This window comes from Pseudomonas sp. AC136 (genome assembly GCF_979258585.1).
Genome location: NZ_OZ409865.1, coordinates 3,592,472 through 3,605,745, shown reverse-complemented (window position 1 = coordinate 3,605,745; position 13,274 = coordinate 3,592,472). Strand labels below are relative to the sequence as shown.

Here is a 13,274-nt window from a genome sequence, read left to right as displayed (position 1 = left end):
CGATTACAAGGAGCAGTTGGTGCGTAACATTTTAGTCGTCGAAGACAGCCCCCTGGTGCTCAAAATCCTCGAGCATCTGTTCCGCCAGGAACCCAACCTGCAGCCAGTGTTCTGCGCCTCGCTGGGCGAAGCCCAGGTGATGTTGGAAACCTCCGCCGGGCTGTTTTTCGCCGCCATTGTCGACCTCAACTTGCCCGATGCCATGGACGGCGAAATCGTCGACCTGGTGCTGGGCTTCAACCTGCCGTGCATCGTGCTCAGCGGCTCGTACAACGAGCAGCGCCGCGACGAGTTGTTGCTCAAGGGCGTGGTCGATTACGTGCTCAAGGAAAGTCAGCACTCCTACGAATACGCCTTCCGCCTGCTGCACCGTCTGGAGAGCAACAGCCAGGTGAAAATTCTGGTGGCCGAGGATTCCGACGCCACGCGCAATTTCATCCGGCGCATTCTCACCTCCCACCTGTACCAGATCATCGAAGCGCAAGACGGCAACCAGGCGCTGCAGATTCTCAAAGATCAGCCCGACATCGACCTGCTGCTGGTGGACCACAGCATGCCGGGTATCAGCGGCTTCGATCTGGTGAAGCTGCTGCGCCAAAAGATGAAGCGTTCCGACTTGATCATTCTTGGCCTGTCGGCAGACACCAAAGGCTCGCTCAGCGCCTTGTTCATCAAACACGGCGCCGACGACTTCCTGCGCAAACCGTTTTGCCCGGAAGAACTCAACTGCCGCGTGATGTCGACCCTGGAACGTCGCGACCTGATGCAAGCGCTCAAGCAAGCGGCCTTGTTCGATTCGCTGACCAACCTCTACAACCGCCGCGCCTTCTACGAGCAAGGCACGCAAATGTGCAAGCTGGCGCAACGCGGTGGCCATGATCTGAGCGTGGCGATGCTCGATCTGGATTTATTCAAAAGCATCAACGACGACTACGGCCACGCCAGCGGCGATACGGCGTTGGTGTTGTTTGCCCGGGCCTTGTTGCAGGTATTCCCCGACGCCCTGCTCGGGCGTTTGGGCGGCGAGGAATTTGCGCTGATCAGCCGCCAGGACGCGCCGGCGTTGCACGTGGCCCTGGAACAGTTGCGCCAGGTGGCGGCAGGTTTGCGCTATGCCACTGACGCACCGCCGCTGAATTTCAGCGCGGGCGTGTACCAGGGCGCGGCCGAGGATCTGGAAAGTCTGCTGCATCACGCCGACGGCCGTTTGTACCAGGCTAAGCACCAAGGTCGCGGCCGCACGGTCAGCAACTAGTCGGGAATTTCGCCGGGGTCTTGTCCGGTTGGGCCCACTGCGTCGCTCGCCGCCGCAAAGCCATGGGCGGCGAAAATTTTGGCGTAGGTGCCGTCTTCACGCATGGCCTGCATGGCTTTATTAAAGCCGGTCACGATCTCTTGCGCGTGCGGGTGATTGCTGCGCACCAGAATATGCAAACCGTTTTCGCTTAACGGTTTCGGCAGAAATTCCACTTGGTCTTCGATGCCGCGCAGCTCGTGCTGAAAGTAGTGGCGCGCCACCAATTCATCTTCGAGGGTCATTTGCACGCGGCCGGCGGCGAGCATGCGTGCGCCCATGGCGAAATCCACCACCGGCACCCTGAGCAGCGACGGGGCATTGTCGAACTCGCGCTGGTACGAGTAGCCGCGCACCACCGCGATGCTGTTGTCGGCCAGATCGCTCAAGGTTTTGAAGTGAAGGTCGCTGCCCTTGCGCCGCATAAATCGGATGCGGTTAATCAGATACGGTTCGGAAAAAACGCCGTACTGGGCCCGCTCCGTGTCGTACCAGGCGCTCAACACAATGTCGTAGTCGCCGGCTTGCAGGCCATACAGCACGCGCGCCCAGGGCACCTGAAAATAGGCGCTGGAATAACCGGCGCGCTTGAGCGCGGTGATCACCAGGTCGCTGGATAAGCCGTTATTGAGCAGGTTCACATCGTTGAACGGCGGCCAGGTGTTGGCCACCAAACGCAGCGACTCGGCGCTCGTCGAGGCGCTACAGGCTAAAACCAGCCACAACATAAGGCGCGGGAATAACTTCATGCCTGGCGTCTTCTCAGTCTGACCCGTTTATACAAGCAGCTTAGTCAGGTCAGCGCCAACAGCACCAGTGCGCAAACGCCAAGTTTGTGCGGCGCTTACGCTAAACTGCCGCCCCGGTGGGTTGGCTCAATTGTTTTCGAGGTGCGTGGTGCAGGTTTCGGATGTGGTGATTATTGGCGCGGGCGCCGCCGGCTTGATGTGCGCCATGCAGGCAGCCGGGCGCGGCCGTTCGGTGTTGCTGCTGGACCACGCGAACAAGGCCGGGAAGAAAATCTTGATGTCGGGCGGTGGACGCTGCAACTTCACCAACATGTACACGGAGCCTGCCAACTTCCTTTCGCAGAATCCGCACTTCTGCAAATCGGCCCTGGCGCGCTACACCCAGTGGGACTTTATTGAACTGGTGAGCAAGCACGGCGTGCCGTACCACGAGAAAAAACTCGGTCAGCTGTTTTGCGATAACAAGGCCAGCGACATTCTCGAGATGCTGCTCAGCGAATGCGACCAGAGCGGCGTGCAGTTGCACCTGAACACCGCCGTCACGCAGATCGAAAAAAGCGACGCCGGTTACCTGCTGCAAACCGGCATCGGCGCAGTGACATGTACATCGCTGGTCATCGCCACGGGCGGCTTGTCGATTCCCACGCTCGGCGCTACCGGCTTTGGCTACCAAGTGGCCAAGCAGTTCGGCCACAACCTGCTGCCCACGCGCGCCGGCCTGGTGCCGTTCACCATTACCGATCAGCTCAAAGCCCTGTGCACCGAGTTGTCAGGTACTTCGGTGGATTGCCTGGTGAGCTGCAACGATGAAAGCTTCCGGGAAAATATCCTGTTCACCCATCGCGGCCTCAGCGGCCCGGCGATTTTGCAGATCTCCTCGTACTGGCTGCCCGGCCAGGCCATCAGCATCAACCTGCTGCCCGACCACGACGTGCCGACCTGGCTCAGCGAGCAACAGGCAGAACGCCCCAACAGCGAATTGAAAACCCTGCTCGGCGAGCTGTTTACCAAGAAGATGGCGACGCTGTTGGCTGAGCACTGGTTCGTGTCCAAGCCGATGAAGCAATACACGCCGGCCGAGCTGGCAGAGATCGCCGAACAGCTTGCCAACTGGCAAGTGGTGCCGGCCGGCACCGAGGGCTATCGCACGGCGGAGGTCACGCTGGGCGGCGTCGACACCAAAGAGGTGTCGTCAAAAACCATGGAGTCGCTGAAGTCGCCGGGGCTGTATTTCATTGGCGAGGTGCTGGATGTGACCGGCCATCTGGGCGGCTTCAATTTTCAGTGGGCGTGGGCCTCGGCCTACGCGGCGGCGCAATTCGTTTAGGCGCGACGTGACTTCATGGCGCGGCGAGAGTCCAACCACTCTTCACGCGCCACAGCGCTGTGTGACCGCTGCCGTTTCGCTAAAAAATCGTAACGGCGGTTCGCACAGCCGGGCTTATCCGTTCTAATCAACGTATCGCCAGTCAGGTTGTCTGCCCACGATGCCAGCGTCCACTATTCGCCAAACCCTCCGCCGTCTCTGGGCGCAGGACAAATTCAGCTACAGCGTGCGGGCCTTTATCGCCCTCACCGGCATCATGGCGTTGTGCTGGACCCAAGACGCCATGCACCAGCTGATTCCGCTGTTCCTCGGCGTTATCGCCAGCGCCTTGGCTGAAACCGACGACAGCTGGCAAGGCCGCCTCAATGCGCTGCTGGTGACCCTGGTGTGTTTTAGCGTGGCCTCGGTGGCGGTGGAATTGTTGTTCCCGCTGCCCTGGGTGTTCGCCGCCTCGATGGCGGTGGCCAGTTTCTGCCTGACCATGCTCGGCGCTCTGGGTGAGCGCTATGCGCGCATTGCTCAGGCCACGCTGATTTTGTCGGTGTACACCATGATCGGCGTTGACCAGCGCGACGGCGCCCAGGTCAATTTCTGGCACGAGCCCATGCTGTTGGTGGCCGGCGCCGCGTGGTACGGGCTGTTGTCGGTGGTGTGGCAGGCGCTGTTTTCCAATCAACCGGTGCAGCAAAGCCTGGCCGTGCTGTTCCGTGAGCTGGGGCGTTTTCTCAAGCTGAAGTCGGCGCTGTTCGAGCCGCTGCGCGGTGTGGATCTGGAAGACAAACGCTTGGCCCTGGCCAAGCAAAACGGCAAGGTGGTGGCCGCGCTGAATGCCAGCAAAGAGATTATTTTGAACCGTGTCGACAGCGCGCGGCCGGGACAGAAAATCAGCCGCTACCTGAAGCTGTACTTCATGGCGCAAGACATCCACGAACGCGCCAGTTCTTCGCACTACCCGTACAACGAACTGGCCGAAGCGTTTTTCCACAGTGACGTGCTGTTCCGCTGCCAACGCTTGCTGCGCCAGCAAGGCGAAGCCTGCCAGCGTCTGGGCCAAGCCATTCAGTTGCGCCAGAGCTTCGACTACGGCGGCCACTCCAGCCAGGCGTTGGCCGACTTGCAAGCCTCGCTCGAACACCTGCGCATCCAAAGCAACCCGGCCTGGCGCAGCCTGCTGCGTTCATTGCGCGCACTGGCCAGCAACCTGGGCACGCTGAACAACCTGCTCAGCAACGCCAACAACCCCGACGCCCTGGCCGACGAGCAAGACAGCAGTTTGCTCGACCGGTCGCCGCGTTCGTTCAAAGACATCATCGGCCGCATCCGCCTGCAACTGACGCCCACTTCGCTGCTGTTTCGCCACGCCTTGCGCCTGTCCATCGCCTTGAGCGTTGGCTACGGCATGCTGCACCTGATTCACCCTGAGGAAGGTTACTGGATCATCCTCACCACGCTGTTCGTGTGTCAGCCCAACTACGGCGCCACGCGCAAAAAACTCATGCAGCGGATCGGCGGCACGGTGATCGGGCTGATTCTGGGCTGGGCGCTGTTCGACCTGTTCCCCGGCGCGCTGATTCAAGCGATGTTCGCAGTGGTGGCCGGCGTGGTGTTCTTCGTCAACCGGGCCACGCGCTACATGCTCTCGACTGCCGCCATCACGCTGATGATCATGTTCTGCTTCAACCAGGTGGGCGACGGCTACGGCCTGATCGTGCCGCGCCTGGTCGACACCCTGCTCGGCGCGCTGATCGCCGGCCTGGCGGTGTTCCTGATCTTGCCGGACTGGCAGGGCCGACGCCTGAACCAGGTGGTGGCCAACACGCTGATCTGCAACAGCCGCTATCTGCAGCAAATTATGCTGCAGTACGCCGGCGGCAAGCGCGACGACCTCACCTATCGCCTGGCGCGACGCAACGCCCACAACGCCGACGCGGCGCTGTCGAGCACGCTGGCCAACATGCTGATGGAACCGGGGCATTTCCGTAAGGAAGCCGACGTGGGCTTCCGCTTTCTGGTGCTCTCACACACCTTGCTCAGTTACTTGTCGGCCCTGGGCGCGCACCGCGGCGAACCGCTGCCGGGCGCTGCCGAACCGGGACTGATCAGCCAGGCGGCGGCGACGCTGGCGGCCAGCCTGGACGAAGTGGCGCAAAACCTCGCGCAGAAAACCCCCGTGGTGGTGCACAGCGATGCCGAGGAAAACCTGGCCAAAGAGCTGGAGCAACTGCCGGAAGAAATGGACGACCGTGAGCGGTTGGTGCAGAGCGAATTGGCGTTGATTTGCCGCCAGCTAAGCCCGCTGCGCACGTTGGCGGCGCATGTGCTGCGCGATCCGGTGAGTATCAATGCGCCGGGCTGATTAACGGTCCCACTCAGCAAGCCACCGTCATTTCCGCGCAGGCGTCGGTCCGCCGGGAACTGCGGAATTTTCGAGAGACGTGTTTGCCGAGCCATACTGGATCCCCGCCTTCGCGGGGATGACGGTGAAAGTGAGTTACCGCAACATTTCCGCCAGCGCATCGATCTCCTGGCGGTGCACGCTGATCAGTTGCAGGCCGCCGTTGATGTCGAGCTGGTTGTAAGGCGGTAGCAGCTTGCCAAAGCCGGTCAGGCTTTGCAGCGGTGGCAGGTCGCTGACATGGTCGAAGCCTTTGAGGCGGTGGTAGCGCGCCAAGTTGACCAGATCGATCAGCTCCATGTGGTAGTCCGTGCTGCGCTCGCTCCAGTCGCCGCTGTGGCGCACGATTTCCACCAGTTCGGCGTCTACCGCCCACTTGCGCAACAAAATGATGCCCAGCGATTTGCTGTACTCGCGGCACAGCTCCAGATACAGCTCGCGCGACGGCACGGCATCTTCTTTGAACGCGGACAAAATCGCCAACGAACCCAGCTCACTCATCAAGCTCGCCAGCAGCGCCTGCTCGGGCTGGATATGGCTGGCGCGTGAGGCCAGAAACGCGCAGATGCAGGCCTGCAAAATCAGGCGTTCCCAGGCTTCGAGAAACAGTTTTTTGTGCGCGGCACTGTGCAAGGTGAACAGGCTTTGAATGCTGTGGACCATCGTGATGCGGTCCACCTGGCCGACGCCCAATACCTGCATCACGTCTTTGAGGGTTTTCGGGCCGCGACGGGTGCGGTTGAGCGGGCTGGAGGAGTACTTGATCAGCAAGGCGGCGAGCGCCGGGTCGCGACTGACCAGCTTGCTCAGCACTTCGAGGCTGATGTCCGGGCTGCGCAGGGCTTTGCGGATTACCAGGGTGAGCGCCGGCAGGCTCGGCAGTTGTTCTTCGCCAGACATCAACTCCGTCACCACCTGGCGATAGCGGGCGTAGCTACTCATCATCACTGCCGACATGAAACCCTACTCCGCGCAAACCTCAGGCAATACAGGCTAATCGCTATCACGGGGTTTGCCCATTGGCCGCCCGTCTAGTCGACGTGTTTTTTTTCGCAACATCGCCGACTGCAAAACCATCGAGGCTGAAGCCTCTCCCACAAGACAGCGCATTTCTGTAGGAGAGGCTTCAGCCTCGATTCCTGGAAACGCTTACCCCACGGTCTTAACGCAGGTTGAACCGGCGCCCGAACAAGGCAGTCCCACCCTTACAACGCTTCGCTACGAGAGGACTTCTCATGGAATTGCCAGTTCACAGCCTGCCCACCCTGTTCGAACAACTGGGCTTGCCCTCCGAGCCGCAGGAAATCGCTGCGTTTATCTCCAGCCATTCGCCGCTGCCCGATGAAGTAAAAGTGTCGGAAGCGAGTTTCTGGACCCCCGCGCAGAAAGCGTTTTTGCTCGAGGGCATTCGTGATGATGCGGATTGGGCGCCGTACGTGGATCAACTCAACGTGCTGCTGCACGAACACAAAGCTTAGCTGGCTTCGCGGCCTGCGAGGTCGCGCCAGGTGAGGTAGACGCGCAGGTCGAATTCTAGCTGGTGATAGCCCGGAAGCATGTATTCGCACAGCTTGTAGAAGGCTTTGTTGTGGTCTGACTCTTTCAGATGGGCCAGCTCGTGCACCACGATCATGCGCAAAAATTCCGGCGCCGCGTCTTTGAACAGCGAGGCGACGCGAATCTCTTTTTTGGCCTTGAGCTTGCCGCCCTGCACCCGCGAAATTGCCGTGTGCAAACCTAGCGCGCGGTGCGTCAGGTCGAGGCGATTGTCGTACAGCACCTTGTCGATCGCAGGCGCATTGCGCAGGTGTTCCTGCTTCAATTCCAGCGTGTAGCTGTACAGCGCCTTGTCGCTCTGCACCGAGTGTTTGCCCGGATAACGCTGCTGCAAATAATCCTCCAACCGATTGCTGGCAATCAGCTGCTGCACCTGCTCTTGCAGGGCGGGCGGGTAGGCTTGCAGGTATTTCAGCGGGAGCATGGCGGGTCAGTCGTCGGCGGCGGATCGCCAGTTTACTGGAGGCGGCCTGCGGGGCAAAACGCCACCTTTCTCGCGGTGATCAGGCGCATCAAACACTTGCCTGCGCTATATGCGCTGTTAGCGAAACGGCCGCCGTTTTCATGGCAGTGCAGGAACGACGAAAGGCATTCAAGTGCGGTACACGCCGCACGATAAACACGCCGCGGGACACCTTGGGCAACACCGTTGAGTTGCGCCGTAACCACCGCTCCCGCGGAGAGCACTGATGATCGACCTTGCAACCTGGAACCTGTCCATTCCTGTTGGCGTACCGGCCACCACCATCCAGACGCCACTGCTGGTGGGCGGCTATCAGGACTACTACTTCAAGTCGGGCAACGGCTCGATCATTTTCTGGGCGCCGGTCAACGGCACCGTCACCGAAAGCGCCAGCTACCCGCGCAGCGAACTGCGTGAAACCTACCCGGACGGAAAACTGCGCAACTGGACCTACCCCAGCGCCGACAATTTTCTGCGCGCCGCCGTGGCCGTCACCCAAGTACCGTCGACCGGCAAAGTGGTGATCGGGCAGATTCACGCCTACGGCAGTTCCAAACCGATGGTGAAGCTGGAATTCCAATACAAAACCAAAACCGGCACCGCCAACATCGTCGCCAAAGTACGCACTGCGCCAACCGACGAAGAAGGCCAAGTGATCACCGTGCTGAGCGGCGTGACGCTGGACCAACGCTTCACCTACACCTTGCACCTGACGCCCAAGGGCTCGTTGTCGGTAACGGTGAACGGCGCGCAGTGGTCAACCAAACTGGACCCCACCTGGGCGCCGAAACCGCTGTACTTCAAGGCCGGGGTTTATACCCAGGACAACAGCGGCTACGAAACCGAGGCCGGCGCGGCGACGTTTTATGTGTTGAAGATTGATCACGTGGGCGAGGCGCCGGCGGTGGCCGCCAAAAACTGAAAAGCATCGCGGCTAAAGCCGCTCCCACAGGTATTGCGCAGTACCTGTAGGAGCGGCTTTAGCCGCGATTACCGCCCACAAAAAAGCCCGCCATTACGGCGGGCTTTTTAAGCAACCAATCAACGCTTCAGCGAACTCAGTTCACCTTGGCGTTCAGCTCACCTTTGGCGTAGCGCTGGTACATCGCTTCGAGGGAGATCGGTTTGATCTTCGAGGCGTTGCCGGCGGTGCCGAAGGCTTCGTAACGGGCGATGCACACGTCACGCATGGCTTTGACGGTTTCGCCAAAGAATTTGCGTGGGTCGAATTCGCTCGGGTTGGTTGCCATCAGGCGGCGCATGGCGCCGGTCGAGGCCAGACGCAGGTCGGTGTCGATGTTGACCTTGCGCACGCCGTGCTTGATGCCTTCAACAATTTCTTCAACCGGCACGCCGTAGGTTTCTTTAATGTCGCCGCCGTACTGGTTGATGATCGCCAGCCACTCTTGCGGCACCGAGGAAGAACCGTGCATCACCAGGTGGGTGTTGGGGATGCGTTTGTGGATTTCCTTGATGCGGTCGATGGCCAGCACGTCGCCGGTAGGCGGCTTGGTGAATTTGTACGCGCCGTGGCTGGTGCCGATGGCGATGGCCAAAGCGTCGACCTGAGTCTTCTTGACGAAGTCAGCGGCCTCTTCCGGGTCGGTGAGCATCTGGCTGTGGTCGAGCATGCCTTCAGCGCCAATGCCGTCTTCTTCGCCGGCCATACCGGTTTCCAACGAACCCAGGCAGCCCAGCTCGCCTTCAACCGACACGCCGCAGGCGTGAGCCATGGCGACGGTCTGTTGGGTAACGCGTACGTTGTAGTCGTAGTCGGTTGGGGTTTTGCCGTCTTCGCCCAGCGAGCCGTCCATCATTACCGAGCTGAAGCCCAGTTGAATGGAGCGCTGGCATACGTCAGGGCTGGTGCCGTGGTCTTGGTGCATGCACACCGGAATGTGCGGAAACTCTTCGATTGCCGCGAGGATCAGGTGACGCAGAAACGGTGCACCTGCGTATTTCCGTGCGCCGGCCGAAGCCTGAACGATCACCGGGGAATTGGTCTTGTCAGCCGCTTCCATGATGGCGCGCATCTGTTCCAGGTTGTTGACGTTGAAAGCTGGAACGCCGTAGCCGAATTCGGCGGCGTGGTCCAGCATCTGGCGCATGCTGATAAGTGCCATGGTTTAACTATCTCCCGGTTTCGCTAGTTAATTCGTGCAAGCCTGCAACTGCGGGCATTGTATAGGCGAAGAAGGCGCTGCGTTAGGCCCTCTTTGCCCCGTGGAAAACTCACTGGGCTTTGCAGCCCCGGCCAATCAAGTCGTCGTTGGCGACCCAGTAAAGCAGGCCTTCCTGTCCTTTTATGTGAAAGGCCAGCACATCGCTGCTATAGAAAGCCCCGGTCTCGACTGGTTCCTGTTGCAACTGATAAACCACATCGCTGCCGCCCAGGCGCACGTCGACAGCTTTCTGCTGGCTGTCGGCATAACGCCATTGGACTTTGGCTTGGCTGTCGCAGGTCCAGGTGGTCCACTGCTCAGCCGATGGCGAGCTGGCACAGCCGGTCAATGCAGCACTGGCAGCAAGCAATACGAGGGCCAATCGGCCCATAACGCCTTTCATCCACACTCCTTATGGGCCAGCGTTGCTTGCCCGGGTTCGTTCGGTCAGGGGCAGTTTTGCTCGTGACTGTCAGTCATTGGTGGTTCGCCGGTGCTTTGCGCCTCAACCCGTTGATCGTTCTGATTGGTCGGCAGACTGATCTGAGCGGGGCTCAACACTTCGCAGGTACTGGTCGAGCCGCCGCCGGCGCAGCCGGTCAACAGCACTAACAACGAAGCGGACAACAGCGTGGCGCAGTAGCGGTTCATGGCAGGTCTTCCTTTACGCGGGAGGGGGTATTAGCAATGACCGTTGGGCCGCTGAAATAGTTGCTCCTACGTAACGGCGCAGGCCCCTCACGAGCTCGCTACGGGCATTCCTCCATGGCCGCCGCCGGCTGGTTATCGCCTTGGGCGGGCTGCGGGCGGTGCTCTTCGTCGAATCGACGGTAGATCACCGCTGAGGTTTCCGCCCACCAGCTGGTTTGATAACAGCTCGGCCCGCCAGCCTGCTGCGCCTGCTCGGGTTTATCCGGCGTGACCTTTTGCTCAGGCGCGCTGCTGCAACCTTGCAGCACCAGGCCGAGAACCGCGCAGACCGACAACGGAGCGAGCAGGCGCATGGTTCGCATCAGGCCTTGGCGCGCTGCTCAAGCACTTCCACCGCAGGCAGAACTTTGCCTTCCACGAATTCGAGGAACGCACCGCCGCCAGTGGAAATGTAGGAGATCTTCTCGCCCACGCCGTATTTGTCGATGGCCGCCAGGGTGTCGCCACCGCCAGCAATGGAGAACGCCTGGCTCTCGGCAATCGCCAGGGCCAGCGCCTTGGTGCCGTGGCCGAACTGGTCGAATTCAAACACGCCAACCGGGCCGTTCCACAGAATGGTTTTCGACGACTTCAGCAAGTCGGCGAACAGCGCGGCAGTTTGCGGGCCGATGTCGAGGATCATGTCGTCGTCGGCCACGTCGCTGATGGCTTTAACGGTGGCTTCGGCGGTTTGCGCGAATTCCTTGGCGACCACCACATCCACCGGCAACGGCACGCTGACCTTGGCGGCGATGGCTTTGGCGGTGTCGAGCAGGTCCGGTTCGTACAGCGACTTGCCCACCGGGTAACCGGCAGCGGCGAGGAAGGTGTTGGCAATGCCGCCGCCGACGATCAACTGGTCGCAAATCTGGCTCAGGCTGTTGAGCACATCGAGTTTGGTCGACACTTTCGAGCCGGCAACAATCGCTGCCATCGGCTTGGCCGGCGCGCCTAAGGCTTTGCCCAGTGCATCCAGCTCGGCGGCCAGCAGCGGACCGGCAGCGGCAATTTTCGCGAACTTGGCCACGCCATGGGTCGAGCCCTCGGCGCGGTGGGCGGTGCCGAAAGCGTCCATCACGAACACGTCGCACAGGGCGGCGTATTGCTGGGCCAGCTCGTCGGCGTTCTTTTTCTCGCCCTTGTTGAAGCGCACGTTTTCAAACAACACGATGTCGCCGGGTGCCACGTCAACGCCACCGAGGTAGTCGGCCACCAACGGCACATCGCGGCCCAAGGCCTTGCTCAGGTAGTCGGCGACAGGCTTGAGGCTGTTCTCAGCGCTGAATTCGCCCTCGGTCGGACGCCCCAGGTGGGAGCACACCATCACGGCCGCGCCTTTTTCCAGGGCCAGTTTGATGGTCGGCAAAGAGGCGAGAATGCGCGCATCGCTGGTGACCACGCCGTCCTTGACGGGCACGTTAAGGTCTTCGCGAATCAGCACGCGCTTACCTTTCAGATCCAGATCGCTCATTTTTTGTACAAGAGGGGTGGTCATGGCGCAGTCCTTCCCGGGCTGGTTGATCAAAGGGGCTTGCAAACGGGTGCAACAGAAACAGGTGAAGCAGCGACGTCCAGATAATGCTGAGCCACGTCGAGCATGCGATTGGCGAAACCCCATTCGTTGTCGAACCAGGCCAGCAGGTTCACCAGCCGTGGGCCGGAAACGCGGGTCTGACTGCCATCGACAATCGCGGAATGCGGGTCGTGGTTGAAATCGCAGCTGGCGTGCGGCAATTCGGTGTACGCCAATAAACCCTTCAATGGCCCACTTTCCGCCGCTTGGCGCAGCACTCGGTTGATCTCGGATGCATCGGTATCACGCGCAGTTTGCAGGGTGATGTCCAGGCACGAGACGTTCACCGTCGGCACTCGCACGGCTTTGGCCTGAATTCGTCCGGCAAGTTCCGGCAACAAACGCTCGATACCGCGAGCCAGGCCGGTGGACACCGGAATCACCGATTGAAACGCCGACCGCGTGCGACGCAAGTCTTCGTGGTGGTAAGCGTCGATTACCGGTTGGTCGTTCATGGCCGAGTGAATCGTGGTGATGGATGCATATTCCAGACCCACCGCTTCATTCAGCAATTTCAGCAACGGCACGCCGCAGTTGGTGGTGCACGAGGCGTTGGAGACCAACGTCTCACGGCCCGTTAGCTGTTGCTGGTTCACGCCATAGACGATGGTGGCGTCGATATCCGCCTCGCTGGCCATCGGTTGCGAGAACAGCACACGGGGCACGCCGGCATCGATAAACCGCTGGCCGTCGGCGCGGGTGTTGTAGACGCCGGAACATTCCAGCACCAGGTCGACATCCAGCGCCTTCCAATCGATGCCCTCAGGCGTGGCGCTGCGCAGCACCAGCAGATTGTCGCCGTTCACGTGCAGGCAATCGCCTTCGATACGCACCTCGCCGGGGAAGCGCCCGTGGGTGGAGTCGAAACGCGTGAGGTATTCGATGCTGGCCAGATCCGCCAGATCATTCAGCGCCACCACCTGAAAACCGGCCTTGGCGCCACGCTCATACAACGCACGCAGCACGCAACGACCAATGCGGCCATAACCGTTAAGGGCAACTTTGTAAGGACGTTGGGACATGGACAGGCTCACGTCGGGTGAAGCGGAGGGGGTGCGGCGATT

Annotated in this window: 14 protein-coding genes; 5 read left to right on the top strand and 9 right to left on the bottom strand. The window is 60.7% G+C overall.

The window, feature by feature from the left end; all coding sequences use genetic code 11:
* Positions 1-19: 19 nt before the first annotated feature.
* On the top strand, positions 20-1,255 hold the full coding sequence (locus ACZZZU_RS15975; RefSeq protein WP_463551162.1) for a GGDEF domain-containing response regulator: 1,236 nt from the start codon (positions 20-22) through the stop codon (positions 1,253-1,255).
* Here the strand turns inward: ACZZZU_RS15975 and ACZZZU_RS15970 are convergent.
* Entirely contained in the window at positions 1,252-2,043 is a 792-nt protein-coding gene (locus ACZZZU_RS15970; protein ID WP_463551161.1) for a substrate-binding periplasmic protein, read from the bottom strand. The genes ACZZZU_RS15975 and ACZZZU_RS15970 overlap by 4 nt on opposite strands.
* A gap of 148 nt (positions 2,044-2,191) precedes the next feature.
* Here ACZZZU_RS15970 and ACZZZU_RS15965 point away from each other — a divergent pair, with 148 nt between their 5' ends.
* Entirely contained in the window at positions 2,192-3,370 is a 1,179-nt protein-coding gene (locus ACZZZU_RS15965) for a BaiN/RdsA family NAD(P)/FAD-dependent oxidoreductase (protein ID WP_463551160.1), read from the top strand.
* 160 nt (positions 3,371-3,530) lie between these two features.
* Positions 3,531-5,726 (top strand): YccS family putative transporter, encoded by a 2,196-nt coding sequence (gene yccS, locus ACZZZU_RS15960; protein WP_463551159.1) that lies wholly within the window; start codon positions 3,531-3,533, stop codon positions 5,724-5,726.
* A 135-nt stretch (positions 5,727-5,861) separates the two neighbouring features.
* On the opposite strand, the gene ACZZZU_RS15955 is transcribed toward yccS, so the two are convergent.
* Positions 5,862-6,722: an HDOD domain-containing protein gene (locus tag ACZZZU_RS15955; RefSeq protein WP_463551158.1), complete on the bottom strand. Its 861-nt coding sequence runs from the start codon at positions 6,720-6,722 to the stop codon at positions 5,862-5,864.
* Between the two features lie 278 nt (positions 6,723-7,000).
* Here ACZZZU_RS15955 and ACZZZU_RS15950 point away from each other — a divergent pair, with 278 nt between their 5' ends.
* On the top strand, positions 7,001-7,243 hold the full coding sequence (locus ACZZZU_RS15950; RefSeq protein WP_122451486.1) for a DUF2789 domain-containing protein: 243 nt from the start codon (positions 7,001-7,003) through the stop codon (positions 7,241-7,243).
* Here the strand turns inward: ACZZZU_RS15950 and ACZZZU_RS15945 are convergent.
* Entirely contained in the window at positions 7,240-7,746 is a 507-nt protein-coding gene (locus tag ACZZZU_RS15945) for a M48 metallopeptidase family protein (RefSeq protein ID WP_463551157.1), read from the bottom strand. The genes ACZZZU_RS15950 and ACZZZU_RS15945 overlap by 4 nt on opposite strands.
* A 265-nt stretch (positions 7,747-8,011) precedes the next feature.
* Between ACZZZU_RS15945 and ACZZZU_RS15940 the strand changes: the two genes are divergently transcribed.
* On the top strand, positions 8,012-8,707 hold the full coding sequence (locus ACZZZU_RS15940; protein WP_463551156.1) for a polysaccharide lyase family 7 protein: 696 nt from the start codon (positions 8,012-8,014) through the stop codon (positions 8,705-8,707).
* A 136-nt stretch (positions 8,708-8,843) separates the two neighbouring features.
* Here ACZZZU_RS15940 and fba read toward each other — a convergent pair whose 3' ends face one another.
* The 6 genes from fba to epd form a co-directional block, all read right to left on the bottom strand.
* Entirely contained in the window at positions 8,844-9,908 is a 1,065-nt protein-coding gene (gene fba, locus ACZZZU_RS15935) for a class II fructose-bisphosphate aldolase (protein WP_122451489.1), read from the bottom strand.
* A 109-nt stretch (positions 9,909-10,017) separates the two neighbouring features.
* On the bottom strand, positions 10,018-10,350 hold the full coding sequence (locus tag ACZZZU_RS15930) for an MliC family protein (protein ID WP_463384486.1): 333 nt from the start codon (positions 10,348-10,350) through the stop codon (positions 10,018-10,020).
* 44 nt (positions 10,351-10,394) lie between these two features.
* Positions 10,395-10,598, bottom strand: coding sequence for a hypothetical protein (locus tag ACZZZU_RS15925; protein WP_463384485.1), 204 nt, complete (start codon positions 10,596-10,598; stop codon positions 10,395-10,397).
* A gap of 98 nt (positions 10,599-10,696) precedes the next feature.
* Positions 10,697-10,951 (bottom strand): hypothetical protein, encoded by a 255-nt coding sequence (locus ACZZZU_RS15920; RefSeq protein WP_463551155.1) that lies wholly within the window; start codon positions 10,949-10,951, stop codon positions 10,697-10,699.
* An 8-nt stretch (positions 10,952-10,959) separates the two neighbouring features.
* Complete coding sequence (locus tag ACZZZU_RS15915; protein WP_463551154.1) at positions 10,960-12,132, bottom strand: phosphoglycerate kinase; 1,173 nt, start codon at positions 12,130-12,132, stop codon at positions 10,960-10,962.
* A gap of 26 nt (positions 12,133-12,158) precedes the next feature.
* Positions 12,159-13,232, bottom strand: a complete 1,074-nt coding sequence (epd, locus tag ACZZZU_RS15910; RefSeq protein WP_463551153.1) for an erythrose-4-phosphate dehydrogenase — start codon at positions 13,230-13,232, stop codon at positions 12,159-12,161.
* Positions 13,233-13,274: the final 42 nt, after the last annotated feature.